This window comes from Actinomadura sp. NEAU-AAG7 (genome assembly GCF_018603865.1).
GTDB lineage: Bacteria > Actinomycetota > Actinomycetes > Streptosporangiales > Streptosporangiaceae > Spirillospora > Spirillospora litoris.
In genome coordinates this window covers 115,593-136,304 of record NZ_JAHFZY010000009.1, presented here as the reverse complement: position 1 = coordinate 136,304, position 20,712 = coordinate 115,593, and the positions used below count along the sequence as shown (strand labels likewise).

Here is a 20,712-nt window from a genome sequence, read left to right as displayed (position 1 = left end):
TATGTGACATGTCAACTAGAGTGTCCGGCATGGACGAACCACGCTGGCTCAACTCCGACGAGGACCGCGCCTGGCGCGGCTACCGGCGCCTGTCGCTGCTGCTCGGTCGGCAACTCGCCCGGGACCTGGCCGCCGACTCCCAGCTCTCGGAGGCCGACTACGACGTCCTGTCCAACCTCGGCGAGACGCCGGGCGGGCGGATCAGGCTGACCGATCTGGCCGCGCACATGCGCTGGTCGCCGAGCCGCCTGTCGCACCAAGTGGCACGGATGCGGCAACGCGGCCTGGTCACCCGCGAAACCAGTCCGGACGACGGCCGCGGGTCGGTCATCGTCCTCAGCGACGAAGGACGGCGGACGATCAAGGCCGCCGCGCCGCGGCACGTCGAGTCCGTCCGCCGCCACTTCATCGACCTGCTGACGCCCGCGCAGGTCCAAGCCCTCGCCGCGCTGAGCGACACGGTCGTGGAGCATCTCGTCAAGGCCGAGTCCGAGTGAGCCCTCGCCGGCAGGGGTGCGTGTTCTGGAACAGGCGCTGAGGAATCCGCAGACGGCCATTAACCGCCCCGGCGGCGCCCGCCCTGGTTCTACGAGCGACTGCTGGCCCCATCCTGCGAGTTAGTGGTGGCCCCGTTGTGTAGCCGGGCCTGTCGGTGCAGGCGCTGGACCGACAGTACGGGGTGTATCGCCGGACGGTGCGTGAGGCGTCGGCGTGGTCGGCGCCGCATAAGAAGCCGCCTCCGCGGTCGTCGCGATTGGATCCGTTCAAGCCGGTGAGCGACCAGATTCTGCGGGCGGATCCGGATGCCCCGCGCAAGCAGCGGCATACGGTCCGGCGGATCTTCAACCGGCTGGTCGCCGAGCAGGTGATGGAGAGTGCCTCCCACCCCACCGTCTGCAACTAAGTCGCCTGGCGCCGTCGCAGATCATGGCGGAGGCGGGCCGAGGGCCGCCGCCCGAGGTGCTGATCAATCAGGTCCACCGGCCCGCTGTTGAGGCCGAGGTCGATTTGGTGCGAGTTCTGCTGTCAGGGCCTGGAAGCGTTCTATTGCCGACCGGGCAAGGACGGCGCTCACCGAGCCGACGCCGCACCGCCACGACCACCTCCATCGACGCCTGGAGCCGACCGGCATGGGCGCACGTCCCCGGCCGGACAGCGGCTGACCGTTGACAGCTCGACCAGACCAACACCCAGACAGATAGCCTCCTCTGCATGGCCGTGCCCGAGAACTCAGACGTTCCCATCGGGTCGCTCCCGGCACCCCAACCCGGCGTCGTCGTCATGATGTGCGGTCTGGCCGGATCCGGGAAGACCACCTACGCGCGTCGCCTGGAAGCCCGCGGCTACATACGTTTGTCGGTCGATGAGATCATCTGGCGGCGCATCGGCCACGACGCCGCGCTACTCGACCCCACCGAGCACGAACAGCACCAGGCCACCGCCGACCAAGAGCTCCAGGAAGAACTCATCCGGCTCATGGCGGCCAGACAACCCGTCGTCCTGGACAAGAGCTTTTGGAACCGAGCCACCCGCGACCGCTACAAGGCCTTGATCGAAGGACACGGCAGCACCTGGATCCTGGTCTATCTCAAGGCCGACCCCGACACACTCCGACGGCGCCTGGCCATTCGCAACGCCCAAGACGGCCCGAGCAGCGTCACCGTTTCCCCCGAGCTCCTCGACCGCTACCTCATGAGCTTCGAAGAACCTCGCGACGAAGGCGAACACACCATTCTTCAATCCTGAAAGACGCCCCACTATGCGAGCTGAAACACCGAGCCAACCGACCCGCCGGTCAACGTGCGAGATCGAGTCGATCTCTACGGCAGGGCCAGTTCACGTTCAACCTCGCTAAGTGGGGTCAACTCACACCCGTATCCGGAGCCAACGTTCGTTCGCCGAATCATCCCCCCTCGCCCACTCCGCCATCTACTCGTCGGTGTCGATGCCCTACCTGAACGCGACGAGTACGTGGTCCGCCTCCACCGATTCCTCACAGCCCAGCAGGACCCTGAGCAGCGCAAAATCCTGCACCGGTGCACGATCTGGCAAACAGCCAGACGCCTTCGCCGACGCAACAAACAGACGTTCTGTCACCCCGCAGCGGCTCAACGCCACCAGTCACCGATCCGCCCGGCAGGTGGTCCAGCCCCCGGCCATCCACCTGCGGGTAACGTCTCCAGCTTGTCAATTTCTCTCGCAGGGCTCGCCGCGCATCCTTGCGGATTTCTATCAGCGGGTAGGAGGAGAACTGGCCAATGGTCCCCGCCCGGCAGCGTATGGATATAGCGCGTCACTTAACAATGGCAGGCGGCGTCGACCTGCCCGGGGTGGAGGGTACGCTTCAGTGGCACCTGGGCTAGATTTCCTTCCGCCTCGCGCATCTGTCGACGCAGGTAGGGGTATTCCTCGGGGGGATGCGCAGTGGATCGGGCGCTCGGTGCTTGTGGCGCGGAGGGAACCCTTCGACCCACGGCGGTATCCAGCCCGGTTTTCACCTTGGTGGCGAGTACTGGGACAATGCGCTGACCACCCCAAGCCCGGCCAGGAAGCCTAGCGGGCCCCGGCCCGATAGGGCGGGCAAATGCACCGGGGCGAGTTTGGACTACGCCGATGCCCCCCGTTTTGGTAACAATATTGGCCCATGGATGCGCTCACCTGCCGAACGCCGGTCGACCCCATCGCTCCTGGTTCGTACCACCGCTTCACCTTGCCACGCGCTTGCTGCGTGTACGGCACAACGGGCTTCTCACCTCGCGATACGTCTTCAGCAACAGCAACGTTCTATACCAGGGCGGTCCCCGCTGCGGACTTGCGCTGATCCAGACGGCCGGTTTAGGTCTTTGGCCGCGCATGAGGCCGCATTGGCGGTTGTATTTCGGAGTCAGTCGATCGCGGCCCCGGGAGGCCTGCGCCATGAAAGAGCTCATCGCCCCGCTGGCCTGGATCGGGATCATTGCATTCCTCGTCTGGGGCGTCAGGAGGATACGCCGCGAGCGGGCGGCACAGCATGCGGCCCGCGAGGCCCTCCGGCAACAGGCCGTGGCGGAACTCCGCCGTTTCGACGGGCAAGACGGCCACCTCGCCCGCGTCGAGCAGGTCTACCAACGCGCCAGGACCGGCGCCAAGGCGATCATCGTCTGGGACGCCAACGGCACCTCGCAGGACGCCTGGTTCCACGACTGGCCCGGCATCCCCGTCGGGGCCTACCTGCTCTTGGCCGGCACCACGGGCTACGGGCCCCACAATCACAACCCCAACGTCTACTACGTCCACCCCGACCAGGTCCTCACCGTGATCTGAGCCGACCGGACCTCGGTATGAAACGGCGAGGGCCGCGGCACGCCGTTCGAGCACGTCGGCGCACACCAACCTCCGCGCGCATCGCCGCCGGATGATCAGCGCGACAACTGGCGAGGTCTACCCGAGTCGCTCCTGCGAGGGCGGCCCTTGTGAGTCACTCAGCTCAAGCCGCTTGACGCCTCCCGTGCCCTGACCACCCTCACCTGCTCCTGCGACCTGGCCCCGCCGCCTACGGGAAACGACACCAACGCGCCACGACGTGGCCAGATCGCGCACGCGCGGCAGCGCATCACCCCAGCCGTGGGGACGTCGCCGCTGGGTGGTCGAGCGATCGTGGCGTGCCTGGCCGACCGCGGCCTTTTGCCAACGCAAGGCCGAACACGTTCTGTCCTTGGTCGGCAAGGCTCACCCGCCGCCGGTTCGCCAAAGGAAACGATCTCTAAGGTGGCAGCGAGGCATGCAGCGACATGACGTGCTGGGCGAGGGCGATGAGGACCTGCTTGGCCGACTCGCGGTTGCGCGCGTCGCACTCGACGATCGGCACGTGCTGGCCGAGGGCCAGGGCTTCACGGATGTCATCTTCCGGGTGCTGGAACTGGCCGTGGAACCCGTTGACGGCGACGATGAACGGGAGTCCTGCGCGTTCGATGTAGTCGATCGTGGCGAAGCAGTCGGCCAGGTGGTGGGTGTCGACCAGCACGACCGCGCCGATCGCGCCGCTGACCAGGTCGTCCCACATGAACCAGAACCGGTGCCGGCCGGGCGTGCCGAACAGGTAGAGAATCAGCTCACGGCCCAGCGCCACGCGGCCGAAGTCGACGGTGACCGTGGTCGTGGTCTTGTCGGGCGCCGCCGACAGCCCGTCCATGTCCGCGCTCGCGGTGGTCATGATGGCCTCGGTCGTGAGCGGAAGAATCTCCGCCACCGACCCGACGAAGGTCGTCTTGCCGACGCCGAGGCCGCCGCCGATGACGATCTTCACCGAGACCAGGTCCGGGTCCTGCGGCCCTGGCCCCGGCGCCGGCGGGCGGTCAGAGTTTGCGAAGTCCACCGAGCACCCTTTCGAGCAGGCCGAAGTCCGGCTGCACACCAGGGGTTCCCGACTGGTGCAGTCGCAGGAGCCCTTCAAAGATCATGTCGGCGACGAGGACGCGGGTGACCCCGATGGGGAGCCGGAGCAGGGCCGACACCTCCGCGACCGAATGCGCCGACCCGCACAAATCCATGATCGCCCGGTACTCGGGCGTCATCCGGGAGACCTCACTGGAGGGCACTGCGGTCACCAGGGCTTCGAGTGCCAGGTCAACGCGGGGCCTGACCCGGCCGCCGGCGATCACGTAGGGGCGCACCAGCGTGGCTTCGGTGGAGTCGCCCACCGCTACCAATGAGCGGGAGCCGCCCCGCGCGGCCGCCGCGGAGAGGCCAAAGTCCGGGCTGCCGACTCCTGAGGGATCCTCGACTTCGCCGGAACCCACACCGAGCACAGTGTCGATCTCACTCTGGGTCAGCGGCCGCTCGGCCGCCGCCGCGCGGATGAGAAGTGCGGCATAGAGTTCGATCTCGTCCAGTGCGATGCGGTCGTGTACGTGCAGATCCACCTGTTGCCGGTGCGTGCGTGCTCGCTTCTCGGGCGAGCGGTGGACTCCTTGCCCGTCGGGTGGGCGCTCGACACCCCTCTGCTCAGGTGCCGGCCCGCCGGAGTCGGTGCGGAGGTCGGCGCGCTGGACCGCTGCCTCGGCGAGGTCGCCGGAGGTGCGTTTCCGCAGCTTGGCCGCTGCCGGATCGCCCAGGGAACTTGCCTCCAGCAAGGCGTTGAGCCGTTCCAGGTCCAGGCCATCGCTCATGATCGCTCTCCCCTCTTCCGACGGAAGCGATACAGCGCGCCCTCGACGGAGCGGGCTGTGGCGCCCTCTCCGATCAGCTCGGCGATCTCGGCGTGGTTGTAGCCCAGGGTGGTCAGGACGAGAGCGGCTCGCAGGTTGTGGTCTGGCAGGCTCGCCAGCGCACGGTCGGCATGGTCGCGGTCGGCCATGAGGTCCTCAGGCCCCGGGCGGGTGTCCGGCCAGCGTTCGTCGAGTTCGTCGGCGCAGGATCGTAACCCTTCAGAGGCTCGCAGCCACTTCTTGTAGGTGTCGGGGAACTGATAGGTGCAGTGGCCGATGAAATAGGTGCGCAGGCTCGCCCCCTTTCCCGGATCCCAATGGCCGCTTCGCAGGCGCTGCTGGAACGAGCGGGTCGCGACCGCGACTGTCTCCAGGGCCAACTCCAGTTGGTCGTCCTTCGACCAGGCGCTGATGGGGGGACGCGGTAACTTGATCCCTTTCTCGGCGCATCGCACAAAGATCATCCCCGTGTGCAGCCAGGCAGTGAGGACGGCGATCGCGTAGGCCGCCATCTCCTCGGCGAATCGGGTGTACACCGGCCCCGCGAAGCCGTGGGCGGCCAGGAACTCCACCAGTTCTTGATCGGCTTTGTGGCGCGCACCGTCGTCGTCCTCGGGGACATCACCCATCGACACCTCATCCACCCGATCGGGGCCCGGGGGCAACCCGGGAGCCGCTGCACGGGGCCTTCCGCGAGCCGCTACACCAGCCCTCTGCCTCCTCCAGTCATAGGCGTCAGCGAGCACCGACCCCACGCCATCGCGGAAAGTCGTCCCAACACGGCCAGCGCATGGGCTCACGATGTCGAACGGTCCTATGCGTTCAACAGGAAGGCACCGACCCTCGACTTGAAGGAGCCGTTCATGACCACACCCGAATCTGACAAGCCCCTGGTGACCGTCCGGGCCGCGCTGGTGCTCACGCTCGGTGTGCTGGTCGGCGTCGGCGCGGGCCTGCTTGCAGGCGCTGCTGGACGCGGACTTCCCGAGTCCGTTTTGAGTGGCTGCGCCGCAGCAGCGGCAGGGCTCCTACTGTTTCACCAGCTCATCGCTAAAGACGAGTAGCCGCCGGGAGTTGCGCCATGCGGCGTCAGCGCCCTCATGCCCGATGAGTGCTTGTTCCAGGTGGCTAGCGTCGGTCTTGACCGATTTCGCGCCGCTGAGGCCCTTGAGGTTCGCTTGGACTACCGCACGAGGTTGCTCGTCGAGCCCGGGGCGACGTGCCGTCCGGCAGCGATGGCGACGGCGCGTCCCTCGGAAGGCTGGAACACGCGATCATTCCCGAACAGCTGGTGCGTGGGGTCGATGGCGCCGGCACCGTGGGCGCGCGGACGAGATGCTCGGTCCGGTCGGTCATCGAGGACCCCAGGCCCTGCTCGACGACCTGACCGGTCCGCTTGATCGTCCAACATCTCCGCCCGAGCCCACCCATCCACGCCGCGGTTCCTGGGACGGGAACAGCGCGGTGGCCGTCGCCGTGGGGGCGTCCGCATCGAACCGGACGTCGAGTTGGGCCATGAGGAACGCCGCGGCAAGGGCCGTCTGGCCCAGCGACCGGCAGGACACCTGGGCGGCGGTGTCGCTCACGCCCTTCTCCCGGACCGCGGCGAGCGCAGCTGCTTTCTGAACACCTTCGTCGGAGCGTCCGGGACATGACGCAGCGGATTGGATCACGTCTTGCGGTCGCTCCTTGCGCACGGTTCTCTCGGCCCGCAGATGTGCCTCGCGGACCGCCCTCGCCGGTTGCGTGCGCGGGGATGCGTGGCGCCTTTTTGGAGCTTGAGCAGGGCCCCCGCGCGGCGAATCTCATGGTGACGGAGTCGTCGCCTCGGGTTTCAGCTTCGCAGGGCGGCGATGGCCTTCTCGATACGCCGCTGACGCGTCTCGGGCTTCTTCGCGCTTTCGATGGCATGGACGTGCTTGCGCTTGTGGCTCGGCGCGAGAGCGTCGTAGGCGGCGCGCGCGGACGGGTCCTCGTCGAGGGCGCGGGCGAAGTCCGCGGGTTCGACGACGACGCGCGGCTCGGTGTCGAGCTCCAGGTCGACCTCGACCTCGTCACCGACCGCGACCCCCGCCGCCGCTCGGTTGGCGTTGCTGAGGCCGAGCAGGTGGCGCCCTCGCATGATCGCCACGCGGCTCTTCCAGGAGTGCCCGTTGATGGTGATCGTCACCGGCGGACGCGCGCCCCCGCCGAGCGCGTCCACCACCTCGGGTGGGATTTCCAGTCCTCGCATGGGCTCGGGCGGCTCGACGAGGGTGCGGAACTTCACAACGGGCTCCTTGCCGATCGGTGTTGTTCAGGATGCATAGGTGGTGACCTTCCACAGGTAGCCGTCCGGGTCGCTGAAGTAGCCGAAGTACCCGCCCCACGGGGCGGCGGCCGCCTCCCTGACCACGCTGCCGCCGGCGGCGACCGCGTTGTGCATCATCTCGTCCACAACTTCCCTGGAATCGGGGTTGAAGTGCAAAGAGACCCCACGGAATCCGGATCCCCGCGGAGAGACACCGGCGTCCTGTGCCGCTGCCTCCCATTCGTAAAGGGCCAGCCGCGAGGAACCCTCGCCCAGGACGAACGAGACGAAGTGGCGGGTGTCCTTGTCGATCTCGCAGCCCAGGCGCTCGTAGAACCTCTTGGCGCGGACCAGGTCGTCGACGCCGAGCATGATGGTGCTCACCTGAAGTGACACGGTTCTCTCCTGTGGTTTCGGGGGACGGTTCGGCGCCGGCACGATTCCGTGTCGACGCCGAACCCGCTCGTGCGCGCCGGTCACGCGGTGGTGGCCGCCCGGCGCTCTCGCCTTTCCTGGACGGCTATTCCGCGTATGGCTGGTCGGCTCCCTGGGCGCTGTAGGCGAGGCTCCAGATGTAGCCGTCCGGGTCCGCGAAGGTGCCCCCGTACCCGCCCCACGGCAGGGCGGCGGCGGGCTTGAGGATCGTGGCGCCGGCCTTCTCCGCCTCGGCGATGATCTCGTCCACCCGCGCCTCGCTGCGGACGACGTAGGTGAGGACGAGCCCGCTGAAGCCGCTGCCTTCCGGGCTCACGCCCACCTGGTCGGCCAGGCCGTCACGGCCGTAGAAGCCGACGGGGGAGGCGCCGTCCGACTCGAAGAACACCGAGATGCCGTAGTCGTCCTTGATCGTCCAGCCGAGCCCTTCGGTGTAGAAGCGCTTGGCCGCCTCCATGTCCCGGACGCCGAGGAGGATCGAGCTGACGTGCGCTTTCATGTCTGTCTCCTTGATACTTGAGGTGTTCGTGTCGTCTGGCCCGGCGGGCCGGACGGCCAGGGCTGGGCCCGGTCGTCACATCGGCGTGGGTTCGCCGGTCAATCAGTAATGACCGGCCGGACGGAGGAATGTGACAGATGGTCGAGCGGGATTGGGTGGGCGAGCGGTTCGCCGAGCATCAGGACCGCCTGCGTGCGATGGCCTACCGGATGCTCGGCTCGTCCGGCGAGGCCGAGGACGCGGTGCAGGAGGCGTGGCTGCGGGTCAGCCGTGCCGACACCGGCCAGGTGGAGAACCCGGGAGGGTGGCTGACCACGATCGTCGCCCGGGTCTGCCTGAACATGCTCGAAGCGCGCCGGAACCGGCGTGAGGACGCGGCCGGAGCGCTACCGGCCGAGCCCCAGGCGGTTCACCCGAGCATCCGCCCGACCGGGCAGGACGGCCCCGAGGACGAGGCGGTGCTGGCCGATTCGGTCGGTGTCGCGCTGATGGTGGTGCTGGACGCGCTGGCTCCGGCCGAGCGGCTGGCGTTCGTCCTGCACGATGTGTTCGCCCTGTCGTTCGCGGAGATCGGCACCATCCTCGACCGTTCCCCGGCGGCGGCCCGGCAGCTCGCCAGCCGGGCCCGGCGGCGGGTGCAGGGAGCGGCGGGCGCGACCGACGCCGCGCGGTCCGCGAAGCGGGAGATCGTCGAAGCCTTCCTGGCCGCCTCCCGGGGCGGGGACTTCACCGCCCTGCTGGAGCTGCTCGATCCGGACGCCGTCGTCGGGGAGCTGCGCGGTGGCCGGGAGGTGGCGGACTTCTTCGCCGGACGGGCTCAGGGCGCCCGCCTCGCGCTGGTGGACGGTGTTCCGGCGGCCGTCTGGTCACATCTGGGCCGCCCCAAGGCGGTCATCACCTTCACCGTCGGCGGCGGCAAGATCACCCGCATCGACGTCGACACCGATCCGGATCGGATCCGGGACCTCGACATCGTGGTCCTGCCCGCCGACGGCCAGGACCGGCGTTGACCCGCGCGGAGATCACGTTCTCGTCGTGCGCCTTGGCCGTCCGCGACCTGGACGAGGCACTCGGCTTCTCCCGTGACGTGCTCGGCTTCGAGGTGCGCGCCGACGCGGATCTCCAAGGGCGGCGGGTGAGCGTGGGCCCGCCTTCGCAGCCTGAGGTGTGGATCCTCCTCCAGTTTCCCGGCGCGGACCCGGTGATCTCACCGGCCGATCGGCGGGCGATCGTCGATCTGGCGGCCAGCAGCCTGCTGGGCCGCCTCGTCTTCGTGACCGACGACTGCGACGCCGCCTTCGAGCACATCGAGGCCGCGGGCGCCGAGGTGGTCCAGGAGCCGATCGACCGGCCCGACGACGTTCGCGACTGCGCGTTCCTCGATCCGTCCGGCGACATCCTGCGGTTCACCCAGTCGCGGCAGGTGAACCGGCGTCGCGCGGCGGGCCAGGCCCACGCCGCCACGGATCCCCGGGCATCCTGAGGACGACCCTTACCACGCAGCACACCGACCTGCGCCGTCCGACGGTGCGTGGCGGCATGTGTCGCCCCGGCGGAGGGATCGGGTGGGCGCTCGGTGGTCGCCCCGGGTCATAGGCCCGCCTCCTCCCGCTTGTCGAAGCCTTCGCGTGCGCGTTCGACCGCGGGCATGTGCTGCGAGGCCCATGCCAGCAGCACATCGATGGGCTGCCGGAAGGTCTTGCCGAGCGGCGTGATCTGATACCTGATCGCCACGGGGCGGGTGGAGACGACCTCGCGCTCGACCACGCCGTTCCGTTCGAGCCGCCGAAGCGTCGCGGTCAGCGACTTCTGCGTGACCTGGGGGATCGCTCGGCGCAGTTCGTTGAAGCGGCACGGGCGTTCGCAGAGCTCGTTGAGGACGCTGAGCGACCACTTGTCGAGGACCTGGTCGAGCAGCTCGCGGTGCGGGGCGTCGATGCGGAGTTCGTCGGCGGTATCCATGGCGAAACCTGGTCTCGTTGAAGTGTCTTTCTTCTACTAGGTAGCTTACAGATACTTACTCTGAAGAGGGAGAAGACCATGACCGTTCAGCACTTCACGCCGGAAGGCATGCTGCAGCCCGTCCCGTACCACCACGTCGCCGTGGGCACCGGGACGAAGCACGTCCACATCAGCGGTCAGGTCGCACGCAAGGCCGACGGGACACCGGTCGCGCCCGGCGATCTGGCCGGGCAGGTCGCCCAGGCGCTGCGCAACACCTCCGTCGGACTGGCGGGCGCGGGCGCGTCGTTCGCGGACGTGCTGCGCCTGACGTTCTACGTGACCCGGTGGAGTCCGGAGAAGATCGACGACTTCATGGCCGGGGTGGAGAGCGTCGCCGAGGAGATCGGACTCCGGTTTCCCACGCCACCGGCGTCCCTGATCGGCGTCGAGTACCTCTTCGAACCGGATGTACTCGTCGAGGTCGAGGCGACCGCCCTCCTCGACTGACCGGCGCGTGCCGTCCGGTCTCGCCTGGACGCGGACGCTCCGGGAGACCGGTCGGGCCCCTCGGAGCGTGTCGTTGGTGCCTGTCCAGACAACCCCGAAGCCGGGGACTGTCGTCGGGGACGACCTGCGCGTCACGTGCCTGCTCTGGCGGCTCGGCGACGGGGGTTGGCAACACAGGTGGTGGCGCTCCTCCCGGAAGCGCCGCACGCGTGGGTGTGGTCAGGGGGTGCCGCGGTCGGCGAACAGGTCGATGAGGTCTTCGACGTCGTGGTTGGCCTCGGTCGGGTAGCGGAAGGGGCGGTGGGCGTTGATGGTGTAGGTGTTGCGGCGTCCGACGCGGGTGCGGGTGAGGTAGTCCGCCTCTTCCAGGTCGTTGATGATGAGCTGCGCCGCGCGTTCGGTGATCCCGATCTCTTGGGCCACCTCCCGGACCCGCAGGTCGGGGTCGCGGGCGATCTGGATCAGTACTCGCGCGTGGTTGGTCAGGAACGTCCAGGGCTTGGCGTCCGGCCGGGTCGGCGTCCTGTCCATCCGCTCACTCCTCCTGTACGCACCCGGCCCCCTCTGCCCGCCGGGAGGCGACAGAGTGTGCTTCCCGGCAGGTGCGGAGCTTGTTCACCCAAGATTCTATGAGAAAAATTTGACGAATAGTATTTCATGTAACACTCTTGGGGTGTCCGACTCGTCCGCTGCCTCATCACCGCTGGGAGGGTGTTCCATGCTGGTGCGACCGACCGAACCGCCGCTGGAGGCGACCTCCAGCCCGACCCCACCCGCGGGTGCCCCTACGGCGCCTCCCGGGGCCAGGGCGCTGAGGGTGCAGACCGGTCGCTACGGCCGCTACACGCTGCTGCAGATGTCGGGCCGCCTGACCGCCGACACCGCCGTGACCGCCGAGGCCCAGATCCTCACCACGATCGTCCTCGCCCCCTCACCGCACCTGGCGCTGGACCTGTCCGAGCTCGACGTGGTCGACCTGCACGGCGCGCACCTGCTGACCAAGACCCAGTTCGCCGTCCGCGCCGCCCGCGGCACCCTGCACCTGATCGCACCCGCTAACGCCCCCGCCCGCGACGCGCTGAGCCGGTACCTGCTGCACTGCGTCGTCCAGCGCCGCGAGGACCTCCCCCTCCTGGCTCCCCTCACCGCCCCTTCGGACCTCGGCTCCCTGTCGCCGCTTGACGCGCTAGAAGGATCGACTCTCTAGCGGCGTGCGGGCGACCGTCCCGGGACCGGCCCCTCAGGCCGTACGCACGGCTCGGGCGCCTTGGCGGCCGACTCCAGGGTTTTGGTCGTCTTCCCGACCCCACCCTTCTGGGCGAGCACCCTTCCGGGACCGTACCGCGCCGTTGTGTCGTGACGCCGTCGTGCCGCTGACGCGGTCACGAGGAGGACCAGGCCGACAGCGCCGTCGCCCCGTCCACCGCGCCTTCCACGCTCGGACACCAGGTCGGAGGCCGTGTCACCGCGACGAGGGGCAGGGCGACGCCGTTTCCACTGCCCCAGGCCATAGCGGATTCCGGCCCTCCTGGCCGCGCTCTACGGCCACGCGTGGTCGGTTCGGCGCTGTTCACTTCGGCGGGGCGCAGGAAGTCACCCTGCCCGGCATGTGGAGGGCGACGGGCAGTTCCAAGGCCCGGGTGTCCTGGTGGCCGGCCACTGCGGTGCGGCTGGGCATGATGGCCGCGCGGACGGCGACGCCGTGTTCGCGGGCGGCGGCGATGGGGCGCGGGTGAGACGTTCGAGTCCGGTGGGCCGAGTGCTGGGCGCGGCAATGCATCGCGTCCGCAGGTACCCGCGCAGACCGGCGGCAGCGGGCTTAGGGACTCAGTCGCCAGGTAGGAGGCGCCTGGCCTGGGAAGTAGCGGGGGGGGTGTCCGGGTTACGCTGTTCTGCCGCCGAGTTAAGGACAGCGCAGTGACCGAGATAAGGCCCTCCTGTACCTAGATCCCGCGGGCTGACTGGTCGTAGCTGCGGCCAGGTGCGGCGCCTGGACGGCCATCCTCGGCGATGGCCGCCTAGCGGGCCTGGTCGGCTCGCGAGTCCAAGCCGGTTCTCCGATGATCAGGAGGTCTCATGGCCATGAACCGTCCAACCAGCGACGTGCACGCATTTGAAGCCCATGCGCCTGAAGCCGAACTTGAGGATCTGCGTGCGCGACTGGCCGCGGCGCGACTGCCGGAAGCCGAGACGGTCCATCACGCCGCGTCCGGCCCTCGCCGATGGGACCAGGGCGTCCCTCTCGCCGACCTCGTCGATGTCGTGAACTACTGGCGCGCCGGCTACAACTGGCGGGCGTTCGAAACGCGCCTTAACCGGATCGGCCAGTTCCGTACGACCATTGACGGTTTGGGAATCCATTTCCTGCGCCGCCGATCCGCGCGCGCTGAGGCCACTCCTCTGATCTTGACGCACGGTTGGCCGGGCAGCATTGCTGAGTTCGTCGATGTGGTGGACGAGTTGGCGGATCCGAAGGATGTCGATGCGCCGGCGTTCCACGTCGTGGTCCCGTCGCTGCCAGGCTTCGGGTACAGCGACAAACCGGCAACCGCCGGGTGGGGGATCGAAAAGATCGCGGCCGCTTGGGTGGAACTGATGGGAAGGCTCGGCTACGGCAAGTTCGTAGCCCACGGCGGCGACTGGGGAGGTGTGATCACTACGGTCCTCGGCGGCAGGTTCCCGGCGCACGTTCTCGGCATTCACACAACGACCGCGCAGGCACCGCCCGGGTTGGCGACGGGCGGGCTGACGGCGGTCGAGCGCAAATGGGCTGAGGAAACCCGCGATTTCTGGGCCGGGCCCAGCGCGGCGTACGCGAAGCAGCAGGCGTCTCGACCGCAGACCATCGGCTACTCGCTCGTCGACTCACCGGTCGGGCTGCTCGCCTGGATCCTTGACAAGTTCGCCGACTGGACGGATACCGAAGATAGCCCGTTCGAGAGAATTTCCAGGGACCGAGTCCTCGACGACGTCACGCTGTACTGGCTGACGCGGACCGGCGCGTCGGCGGCTCGCATTTATTATGAAAGCCACCTTTCGCTCGACCCCGAGCTTCGGGTCGACGTCCCCTCGGCAATCAGCGTCTACCTCCACGACATCGAGAAGTCTCCGCGCGCCTGGGCGCAGGAGCGGTACCGAAATATCGTCCGATGGAGGTCGCCCGAAACCGGGGGACATTTCCCATCGCTGGAGGTTCCCGAGTACTGGGTCAAGGATCTGCAAGAAGGCCTCGCGGCGGTGCTGGCCGCCGATTGATCTGATTCCACCTGGGTCCAGGGCCTCAGGCACCGGATCGAACTCGGAGGCCGTCGAGCTTGAACATTCCGCCGTGACGGCGTCGAGCGCAACGACGTCGAACAGCGGGAAGAACTGCCACCGACGGGCCCGGAGCGGCCGACCACGCTGGTCAGGCCCTGCTCGGCTGGTTTGGCGATGCGCAGGATTCGACGGCACTGCCCGTCGCCTCAGCCAGTCTTTTTGCCTAACCTGGGTTCGCTAGCCAGCCATGACCGCGGCCGGTGGGCCGTCGACGCTGCTTTCGGGCCTCGGCTTGGTGGACCGGTCAGATATGGCGCTCGGCGGGGCGGGATCACCGCCGGACGGTCGGCACGGTGCGACTCCAGGCGCTGCCGACTCTCGAACTCCAGGCCCGCTACTTCACTGATTCGGCGCGGGCACATGGGATGTGGGGCGCCGAACGCGCCGCGCCGCAGGGGACCCGGGCCCGGCCAGCCGTCCGGAGACTCGTGAGGGGACTGCTGGTCTCGGGCCGAACCCCGCCCCCGAATCGCGCCCGCTGTCGCCCTCGGCAGGGCACCAGACCGAGTAGGTGAGCCGGGGCCGTGGGTTGCTCGGGTCATTTGATGTTGGTCGGATTTGGTGACGGAATTTTTTGGCTTGGTCGCATTACATCACACGAAGGGCTCACAGGTGGTTCAACCGGAACCACTCCCACGGCCCGATCTCGGTCGCGCGTGCGCGGAGCATCCCGTTGCGGTCGCCATCGTAGTTCAGCTCGGCCGACACGAACTTGCCGTTGGCCTGCGACTTGAACGCGTAGAGGTCCCGGGACGGGCTGTAGTACAGGTTGAACTTCTCCCATTCGGCGACCACGTCCGCCCGCGCGCGGAGCATCGCGTAGTTTTTCCAATCATAGTTGAGCTCGGCCGAGACAAATTTCTGGTTGGCGTCCGACTTGATCATCCAGACCGCGCCGGACGCGGACAGATCGAACCGCTCCCACTCGGCGGCGACGTCCGCCCGCGCGCGGAGCATGCCGTAGTCGCCGCGACCGTAGTTGAGCTCGGCCGACACGAGCCTGCCATTGGCGTTGGACGTGATGGTGGAGCCGGCGAGTCTCTTGCCGAAAGGCGAATTCGCCGCGGTCACCAGCACGAGGTGGTCCTTGGTGGCGGCGGACGCGCCGGTGGTCGTGACGGAGCCCAGCAGTCCAAGGGCGGCCACCATGATCGTGGCCCTGATCATCAGGCGACGCATGAAGATCCTCCTCGTCCGGGTGGCCCCCGGCGTCTCCGGGGGCGGCACCGCACCGAATGCTCAACGATCAAAGGAGGATGTGCAATAGACGGTTTCATTGATGAGCATCCATGGTGTCCACTTGTGGACCCGTGCGGCTTGTATCCACCCAGTCCGGCGGGATGGCGCCGTCATTCCCATGACCGAATGCGGTCCGCCGGGAACGGTCCTTTCTCTTTTGAGTCATATTTGCATTATCGGTGGTCACCGAATTCGCGGCCCACGTCGGTCTGGAGGTCTGGGATGGAAGGCGCCATCGCACGGGTCATCCCCGAGGGGGTGAACAGTCGGACTCGTCCCTCTCGGAGAGCGCACGGGGACAACCACACCCCCTCCGAAGCCGTCAGCACACCCCGCTCAACAACCTCCGCACTCTCGGCAAAGCCACGACCTTCACGATTTGCACACGAGTACGGACGAGGGCCGGCGGTAGGGCGCACAAGTACGGAACCAGGAATATCCAAATCTCACTGCAAGCAACCCCATAACGCCGGGTCACCGTGAGCGCGACCACGGGAATTGGCAGACCGGGCAGCAGCGTCCGCCGCCGCTCATCGAGGACCGGATTGCGGCCGGACAACGCCGCGGCGACCCGGTCAGCCGCGCCGGCTGCGGTCGGAGGGTCGGTGCTTACAGGCCGATGCTGAGCCCGGCCGTGCCCCCGCTCGTACCTGGACGTTCGGGTCGCCACCGGTCACGGCTCAGCGGCTGGCGGTCCCGGGAGGGTTCGCGGCGTCCTGGAGTGCCGGTGGCCCGGCCCGGTGAGGCAGGTGCCGGGCGTGGCGGTCGGTGGTCTAGGACGTGGGCGTCTGTAGCAGCCGTCGGAGCAGAGGAGTGGTCCGGTAGGCGACGATCTCGCGGGTGACCAGTGACGTTGTGGTGCGTTCGACGCCAGGGATGGCGAGCATCATCCCGGCGATCCGGTACAGGTCATCGGCGTCGGCCGCGACGGCCTGCACCATCAGGTCGGTCGGGCCGCTCACGCTGTAGACCTGGAGCACTTCCGGGATGTCGGCCAGGGCCTCCGCGACCTCGTCGAGCATGCGTTGCACCACCTGTACGGCGGCGAAGACCGTCAGCGGGTGGCCGAGCCGCCGGGGGCTGATCCGGCGTTCGAAGGACTCCAGACCGCCGCCCTCCTCCAGCTTCGCCAGCCTGGCCTGCACGGTGTTGCGTGAGAGGCCGGTCTGGTCCGCCAGCGCGACGGTGGTGGAACGCGGGCGTTCGATCAGCGCCAGAAGCAGGCGGGCATCCATCACATCGATCCGGTCACCGTTTGGCATTCTGCTCGTCCCCTCACGCTGCGATGTCTGGCTCTACGCATAATGCTCAATCTGAAGAGCATATCTTGTGCACTACGGCGCTTCGTGTTGTGCTTTGCGAGCATTACGCACGGATCGTGGGGAGAGCCATGAAGCATCTCGGCATCATCGCGCACAGCGTCGAAGGTGCGGCGCTCTGTTTTCAGGCGTTCTGCCGGGAGGGCTTCCGGGAGCTCGGCCCCCACCAGCACCCCGATGTCAGCCTCGACTGCATCGCCATGGGACGCAGCATGTCCCACTGGGACCAGGGCGAATACGGCCTTATCCGCTCGATACTCGCCGAAAGCGCACAGCGGCTCGCCCACGCGGGCGCGGACTTCTTCGTCTGTCCCGACAACACCGCTCACATGGCCCTCGAACTGCCGGGAGATGCCCTCGCGCTTCCCGGCCTGCACATCGCCGACGTCGTCGCCGACCGCGCGGCGCGCGACGGACGCGAGCGCGTCGGCGTCCTCGGTACCAGGTATCTCATGGAGGGGCCTGTCTACGACAGGGCGCTCGCGGATCGGGGGATCGCCTCGGAGGTCCCCCGGGCCGAGGACCGGGAGAGGATCAACACGATCATCTTCGACGAGCTCGTCAACGGCGTGTTCACCGAGAGCTCGCGCCAGGAGTACGTGCGCGTCATCGCGGATCTGGCAAGCAGAGGCTGCGACGCCGTGGCCCTGGTCTGCACGGAGATTCCGCTCCTGGTGACGCCGGACGGCTCCCCGCTGCCGACCCTCGATTCCACCCGCCTGCTGGCCGGCGCCGCGTTCGACGCCGCCATCGGCCGCATCGCCCTTCCTTCCTGGCGTGGCGGCCCCTCTCGGCCCGGCGCACCTCGCTGACCAGCCGGAGCACCGCGGTGGCCGAGCAGTGGCAGGACGAGGCGCGGCTGCCTGCGCCCGCCCCCCGGCGATGACCAGGGCCAGCCGATACCGGGTCTCCTTCTGAGTTCGCTGCTCCCACCTCAGCGACCTCCAAGGAGGAGCCCCATGGGGAGGGCGCCTCGCCACATCGACCCGGGGAAAGCGGTGGGCCCTGGCCAGGGGGCAGGGACGCTCCTACAGGGTTAGGTGGCGCGGGCGGGTACCACGTGCTCGTTCAACGGGCCTCCCACCCGGCTGGAGCATCCAGGTGGTGCCGATGTCGCCGTGTTGGACGTCGGGCTGCTCGGTGTCAGGCGTGTACTGCGGCTTCGGCTCATTGTTGGGGCTGGAGCAGGCCATAGAGCCTGCGGATCTCCTGGTCGTCGGCGATCAGGGGGAGTGTGTCGAAGGTCAGAGTCCAGTCGGTCAGCCGGCCGTCGCGGTATCCGAACCGCTCGATGATGCCGAAGGAGGTGGTGCGGTTCTGGCTGTTCACCGTCCCGAACCACTCCTGGTAGGTGGCGGCGGGGGTGCGCACCCTCTGGCCGGGGTCGAGCCTGGCGCCGGGGGCGTTGCCGAAGGTGCCGAACAGTCGTTGCAGGTAGGCGAGCTTGGCGGCGCGGGTGCGCAACCGGCGGCCGTCGAGTCCGGTGCCCGACAGCGCGGCATCGCCCGTGGAGTCCGCCAGGGCGGCTGCGTCCCGCCGGTTCCAGGCCGCGGCCCGGCCGGGGATGTCGTCGGGGCGCGCGGAACCCTTGGCGAGTGCGGCCGTGCCGCGGCGCCGGTCGGTCACGTCGGCGAACAGGTCCCTCAGGGTGCCGTCGAGCGGTTTGAACCAGCGGAACCGGTCGTAGTAGCGCCGCCCCTGGACGACGTCGCCCCTCTTGTTCAGGACGACCCGGTAGATCGCCGGGTACTCGACCCTGTTCTTGTTGAGAACGGCCCGGTTGTCCGCGCCGTACATGACGACGTTCCGGTCGGCGGCGATGCGGGTGGGCCGGAAGTTGAGCGAGGGGACGAGCCCCAGCGATGTGCGGATCGACTTCTCGATGTTCGCGCGCCCCTGGACGGGAACGGCGGCGGCCTCCCACAGGGTCGCGTTCTGGTCCCACATCTCCCCGTAGGCGGCGACCCGCTTGTCCAGGTCCCTCTCATCAGGCGAGTCCGGGGTGGTGTAGGTCGGCATCGCCCCGAACCGTGTCTGCCGGTCGATGAACTTCTGGGCGGCGGGCGTGACCCTGCCCTCGGTCACGGGCGGGGCATCCGCCTGAGCCGGAACGGCGAGCACCACCGGGACGGCGGCCACGGCCGCGGCCACAAGGGCCTCTACTGAACGCCTGGTCACTGACACTCCTCGCGGATGAGAACGGGTATGGGGAAGACGCTCGTCAGCCTGCCGAACGGTCAGTTGAAGATCCATTACCCGGCGGGTAATCCAGCACGACGCACCCCACCGCGGGGGGTGTGTGCGTCGACCACGGCGCGAACGACAGCGCGGTCCGCGACACGAGTCGGCCGGGTCCTGGCCGCGCCCGGCTCACCGACCGAGGCGAGGAAGCCATGGCCGTCCTCGGCGGCGTCTTAGGACGCGCCCGATCTCCTCCGGTGCGCCTCGTCGTCCGACGAGCGGAGTATTGCCGGGACGCGTCCCTGCGTCGCGGGTCGCACGACCCCTTTGTCCCAACCCATTGACCTGCGGGGCTTTCGCCTTTGCCGCCGGTCCCTTCCGTCAGCTGACCAAAAGGTCATTTCACCGTGCCGGGGAGGCGAGGAGGGCGGCGGCCTCGTCCCAGCGGTCCGTGTCGCCGGACGGGGCGAAGCGGCGCAGCGGCTGCGTCCCGGCGACCAGCGCCCGTGACTCCGCGAGCCCGCCCGCCGCGCCGTGCGCGCGGGCCTGGGCCAGCACGTTGCCGAGCGCGGTCGCCTCGACCGGCCCGGCCACGACGGGGAGGCCGCTCGCGTCGGCGGTGAGCCGGCAGAGCAGGTCGTTGCGGCTGCCGCCGCCCACCAGGTGGACGACCTCGACGTCCCGTCCGGACAGCGCCGCCGCCTGCCGGATGGCGGCGCGGTGCGCGAGGGCGAGGCTGTCCAGGACGCATCGGACGGTCGCCGCGCGCCCCTCCGGGACGGGGAGGCCGCGGCGGCGGCAGTGCGCGGCGATGCGGGCGGGCATCCCGCCCGGCGGCAGGAACTCGGGGTCGCCCGCGTCGATCAGCGAGCGCAGGCCGGGGACGTGCGCGGCCTCGGCGAGCAGCGCGGGGAGGTCGGGGTCGCCCCACGCGCGCAGGCATTCCTGGAGGAGCCACAGGCCCATCACGTTGCGCAGGTAGCGGACCGTCCCGTCGACACCGCCCTCGTTGGTGAAGTTGGCCTTGCGGCTCTCCTCGGTGAGGACGGGCGCGTCCAGTTCGACGCCGACCAGCGACCACGTTCCGCAGGAGATGTAGGCGAACCGGTCGGTCGTGGCGGGGACGGCGGCGACCGCGGACGCCGTGTCGTGCGACCCGACGGCGACGACCGGGAGGCCGGGGTGGCCGGTCTCGGCGGCGACGTCCGGGCGGAGGACGCCGATCGGCGAACCCGGGTCGCGCAGCGGCGGCAGGATCCCGGCGGGGAGGCCGAGGCGGGAGAGCAGGTCGTTCGACCAGGCACCGGTGCGGACGTCGAGGAGCCCCGTCGTGGACGCGTTCGTCCGCTCGGCGCCGGTCTCCCCGGTGAGCCAGTACGCGAGGAGGTCGGGGATGAGGAGCAGGGTGCGCGCCCGCGACAGGTCGTCCGCCGCGAGCTGGTAGATCGTGTTGAACGGGAGGAACTGGAGGCCCGACGCCTGGTAGAGGAGGTCGTCGCCCACCTCGGCGCGGATCCGCTCCATCACGCCGTCGGTGCGCGGGTCGCGGTAGTGGACGGGGTTGCCGAGCAGCGCGCCGCTCCCGTCCAGCAGCCCGTAGTCGACGGCCCACGAGTCGACGCCGACCGAGGCCAGGCCGGAGGGGGCGGAGCGCAGGCCGTCCAGGATGTTCCCGTACAGGCCGAGGACGTCCCAGTGCAGGGTGCCGTTCACCCGCACAGGGCGGTTGGGGAAGCGGCGGAGCTCGTCCAGCTCCAGGGTGCGGGGCCCGACGCGCGCCGCCATCACCCGCCC

The 20,712-nt window shown here is 68.8% G+C and carries 23 protein-coding genes; 11 read left to right on the top strand and 12 right to left on the bottom strand.

All coding sequences use genetic code 11. The annotated features are described in order from the left end of the window. Nucleotides 1-29: 29 nt before the first annotated feature. The 4 genes from KLI87_RS34390 to KLI87_RS34380 all read left to right on the top strand — a co-directional run bounded on the left by KLI87_RS34390 (nt 30) and on the right by KLI87_RS34380 (nt 3,303). Entirely contained in the window at nt 30-497 is a 468-nt protein-coding gene (locus KLI87_RS34390) for a MarR family winged helix-turn-helix transcriptional regulator (protein WP_214620367.1), read from the top strand. 275 nt (nt 498-772) lie between these two features. Then, entirely contained in the window at nt 773-904 is a 132-nt protein-coding gene (locus KLI87_RS41280; RefSeq protein WP_284734279.1) for a hypothetical protein, read from the top strand. Nucleotides 905-1,212: 308 nt separating this feature from the next. Then, nucleotides 1,213-1,746: an ATP-binding protein gene (locus KLI87_RS34385; protein ID WP_214620366.1), complete on the top strand. Its 534-nt coding sequence runs from the start codon at nt 1,213-1,215 to the stop codon at nt 1,744-1,746. 1,170 nt (nt 1,747-2,916) lie between these two features. Next, a complete protein-coding gene (locus KLI87_RS34380; protein ID WP_214620365.1) occupies nt 2,917-3,303 on the top strand; it encodes a hypothetical protein in 387 nt (128 codons plus the stop codon). Between the two features lie 439 nt (nt 3,304-3,742). Here the strand turns inward: KLI87_RS34380 and KLI87_RS34375 are convergent, their stop codons facing one another. From KLI87_RS34375 to KLI87_RS34365, 3 genes are read right to left on the bottom strand one after another with little or no spacing between them, the layout of a single operon-like run. Beyond that, on the bottom strand, nt 3,743-4,294 hold the full coding sequence (locus tag KLI87_RS34375; RefSeq protein ID WP_214620472.1) for an ATP/GTP-binding protein: 552 nt from the start codon (nt 4,292-4,294) through the stop codon (nt 3,743-3,745). Nucleotides 4,295-4,334: 40 nt separating this feature from the next. Further along, complete coding sequence (locus tag KLI87_RS40680) at nt 4,335-5,147, bottom strand: DUF742 domain-containing protein (protein ID WP_250904560.1); 813 nt, start codon at nt 5,145-5,147, stop codon at nt 4,335-4,337. Next, nucleotides 5,144-5,815, bottom strand: a complete 672-nt coding sequence (locus KLI87_RS34365; RefSeq protein ID WP_214620364.1) for an RNA polymerase sigma factor — start codon at nt 5,813-5,815, stop codon at nt 5,144-5,146. Before KLI87_RS34365 ends, KLI87_RS40680 begins: the two co-directional genes overlap by 4 nt. Nucleotides 5,816-6,049: 234 nt before the next feature. On the opposite strand from KLI87_RS34365, the gene KLI87_RS34360 reads away from it, so the two are divergent. Next, nucleotides 6,050-6,250, top strand: a complete 201-nt coding sequence (locus KLI87_RS34360; protein ID WP_156220787.1) for a hypothetical protein — start codon at nt 6,050-6,052, stop codon at nt 6,248-6,250. A gap of 770 nt (nt 6,251-7,020) precedes the next feature. Here KLI87_RS34360 and KLI87_RS34355 read toward each other — a convergent pair. The 3 genes from KLI87_RS34355 to KLI87_RS34345 form a co-directional block, all read right to left on the bottom strand. Next, nucleotides 7,021-7,455 (bottom strand): YdeI/OmpD-associated family protein, encoded by a 435-nt coding sequence (locus KLI87_RS34355; RefSeq protein ID WP_214620363.1) that lies wholly within the window; start codon nt 7,453-7,455, stop codon nt 7,021-7,023. 27 nt (nt 7,456-7,482) lie between these two features. After that, nucleotides 7,483-7,872: a VOC family protein gene (locus KLI87_RS34350; RefSeq protein ID WP_214620362.1), complete on the bottom strand. Its 390-nt coding sequence runs from the start codon at nt 7,870-7,872 to the stop codon at nt 7,483-7,485. A gap of 124 nt (nt 7,873-7,996) precedes the next feature. Then, on the bottom strand, nt 7,997-8,410 hold the full coding sequence (locus KLI87_RS34345) for a VOC family protein (protein WP_214620361.1): 414 nt from the start codon (nt 8,408-8,410) through the stop codon (nt 7,997-7,999). 137 nt (nt 8,411-8,547) lie between these two features. On the opposite strand from KLI87_RS34345, the gene KLI87_RS34340 reads away from it, so the two are divergent. Both KLI87_RS34340 and KLI87_RS34335 read left to right on the top strand, forming a co-directional pair. Further along, complete coding sequence (locus tag KLI87_RS34340) at nt 8,548-9,420, top strand: sigma-70 family RNA polymerase sigma factor (RefSeq protein ID WP_214620360.1); 873 nt, start codon at nt 8,548-8,550, stop codon at nt 9,418-9,420. Further along, nucleotides 9,417-9,893: a VOC family protein gene (locus KLI87_RS34335; protein WP_214620359.1), complete on the top strand. Its 477-nt coding sequence runs from the start codon at nt 9,417-9,419 to the stop codon at nt 9,891-9,893. The genes KLI87_RS34340 and KLI87_RS34335 overlap by 4 nt, the downstream gene beginning before the upstream one ends. Before the next feature lie 107 nt (nt 9,894-10,000). Here the strand turns inward: KLI87_RS34335 and KLI87_RS34330 are convergent, their stop codons facing one another. Beyond that, nucleotides 10,001-10,372, bottom strand: coding sequence for a helix-turn-helix domain-containing protein (locus tag KLI87_RS34330; protein WP_156220784.1), 372 nt, complete (start codon nt 10,370-10,372; stop codon nt 10,001-10,003). Between the two features lie 78 nt (nt 10,373-10,450). Between KLI87_RS34330 and KLI87_RS34325 the strand changes: the two genes are divergently transcribed. Next, a complete protein-coding gene (locus tag KLI87_RS34325; protein WP_156220783.1) occupies nt 10,451-10,861 on the top strand; it encodes a RidA family protein in 411 nt (136 codons plus the stop codon). A gap of 219 nt (nt 10,862-11,080) precedes the next feature. On the opposite strand, the gene KLI87_RS34320 is transcribed toward KLI87_RS34325, so the two are convergent. Then, nucleotides 11,081-11,392, bottom strand: a complete 312-nt coding sequence (locus tag KLI87_RS34320) for a helix-turn-helix domain-containing protein (protein ID WP_156220782.1) — start codon at nt 11,390-11,392, stop codon at nt 11,081-11,083. A 187-nt stretch (nt 11,393-11,579) separates the two neighbouring features. On the opposite strand from KLI87_RS34320, the gene KLI87_RS34315 reads away from it, so the two are divergent. Then, nucleotides 11,580-12,068: an STAS domain-containing protein gene (locus KLI87_RS34315; protein ID WP_214620358.1), complete on the top strand. Its 489-nt coding sequence runs from the start codon at nt 11,580-11,582 to the stop codon at nt 12,066-12,068. Between the two features lie 869 nt (nt 12,069-12,937). After that, nucleotides 12,938-14,116 (top strand): epoxide hydrolase family protein, encoded by a 1,179-nt coding sequence (locus tag KLI87_RS34310; RefSeq protein WP_250904559.1) that lies wholly within the window; start codon nt 12,938-12,940, stop codon nt 14,114-14,116. 669 nt (nt 14,117-14,785) lie between these two features. On the opposite strand, the gene KLI87_RS34305 is transcribed toward KLI87_RS34310, so the two are convergent. Together KLI87_RS34305 and KLI87_RS34300 are read right to left on the bottom strand one after the other, a co-directional pair. Further along, nucleotides 14,786-15,358: a hypothetical protein gene (locus KLI87_RS34305; protein WP_214620357.1), complete on the bottom strand. Its 573-nt coding sequence runs from the start codon at nt 15,356-15,358 to the stop codon at nt 14,786-14,788. An 833-nt stretch (nt 15,359-16,191) separates the two neighbouring features. After that, nucleotides 16,192-16,680, bottom strand: a complete 489-nt coding sequence (locus KLI87_RS34300; RefSeq protein ID WP_156220779.1) for an Lrp/AsnC family transcriptional regulator — start codon at nt 16,678-16,680, stop codon at nt 16,192-16,194. A 128-nt stretch (nt 16,681-16,808) separates the two neighbouring features. Here KLI87_RS34300 and KLI87_RS34295 point away from each other — a divergent pair, with 128 nt between their 5' ends. Continuing rightward, on the top strand, nt 16,809-17,549 hold the full coding sequence (locus tag KLI87_RS34295; RefSeq protein WP_214620356.1) for an aspartate/glutamate racemase family protein: 741 nt from the start codon (nt 16,809-16,811) through the stop codon (nt 17,547-17,549). Between the two features lie 355 nt (nt 17,550-17,904). Here the strand turns inward: KLI87_RS34295 and KLI87_RS34290 are convergent, their stop codons facing one another. After that, complete coding sequence (locus tag KLI87_RS34290) at nt 17,905-18,915, bottom strand: hypothetical protein (protein WP_214620355.1); 1,011 nt, start codon at nt 18,913-18,915, stop codon at nt 17,905-17,907. Between the two features lie 405 nt (nt 18,916-19,320). Continuing rightward, complete coding sequence (locus KLI87_RS34285; RefSeq protein WP_214620470.1) at nt 19,321-20,703, bottom strand: rhamnulokinase family protein; 1,383 nt, start codon at nt 20,701-20,703, stop codon at nt 19,321-19,323. Nucleotides 20,704-20,712 lie beyond the last annotated feature (9 nt).

Coding starts and splice junctions, on each gene's coding strand:
- KLI87_RS34330 (WP_156220784.1), bottom strand. CDS start 10,372: ATGGATACCGCCGACGAACTCCGCATCGACGCCCCGCACCGCGAGCTG.
- KLI87_RS34310 (WP_250904559.1), top strand. CDS start 12,938: ATGGCCATGAACCGTCCAACCAGCGACGTGCACGCATTTGAAGCCCAT.
- KLI87_RS40680 (WP_250904560.1), bottom strand. CDS start 5,147: ATGAGCGATGGCCTGGACCTGGAACGGCTCAACGCCTTGCTGGAGGCA.
- KLI87_RS34285 (WP_214620470.1), bottom strand. CDS start 20,703: ATGGCGGCGCGCGTCGGGCCCCGCACCCTGGAGCTGGACGAGCTCCGC.
- KLI87_RS34345 (WP_214620361.1), bottom strand. CDS start 8,410: ATGAAAGCGCACGTCAGCTCGATCCTCCTCGGCGTCCGGGACATGGAG.
- KLI87_RS34305 (WP_214620357.1), bottom strand. CDS start 15,358: ATGCGTCGCCTGATGATCAGGGCCACGATCATGGTGGCCGCCCTTGGA.
- KLI87_RS34300 (WP_156220779.1), bottom strand. CDS start 16,680: ATGCCAAACGGTGACCGGATCGATGTGATGGATGCCCGCCTGCTTCTG.
- KLI87_RS34295 (WP_214620356.1), top strand. CDS start 16,809: ATGAAGCATCTCGGCATCATCGCGCACAGCGTCGAAGGTGCGGCGCTC.
- KLI87_RS34315 (WP_214620358.1), top strand. CDS start 11,580: ATGCTGGTGCGACCGACCGAACCGCCGCTGGAGGCGACCTCCAGCCCG.
- KLI87_RS34365 (WP_214620364.1), bottom strand. CDS start 5,815: ATGGGTGATGTCCCCGAGGACGACGACGGTGCGCGCCACAAAGCCGAT.
- KLI87_RS34380 (WP_214620365.1), top strand. CDS start 2,917: ATGAAAGAGCTCATCGCCCCGCTGGCCTGGATCGGGATCATTGCATTC.
- KLI87_RS34340 (WP_214620360.1), top strand. CDS start 8,548: ATGGTCGAGCGGGATTGGGTGGGCGAGCGGTTCGCCGAGCATCAGGAC.
- KLI87_RS34390 (WP_214620367.1), top strand. CDS start 30: ATGGACGAACCACGCTGGCTCAACTCCGACGAGGACCGCGCCTGGCGC.
- KLI87_RS34385 (WP_214620366.1), top strand. CDS start 1,213: ATGGCCGTGCCCGAGAACTCAGACGTTCCCATCGGGTCGCTCCCGGCA.
- KLI87_RS34360 (WP_156220787.1), top strand. CDS start 6,050: ATGACCACACCCGAATCTGACAAGCCCCTGGTGACCGTCCGGGCCGCG.
- KLI87_RS34325 (WP_156220783.1), top strand. CDS start 10,451: ATGACCGTTCAGCACTTCACGCCGGAAGGCATGCTGCAGCCCGTCCCG.
- KLI87_RS34320 (WP_156220782.1), bottom strand. CDS start 11,392: ATGGACAGGACGCCGACCCGGCCGGACGCCAAGCCCTGGACGTTCCTG.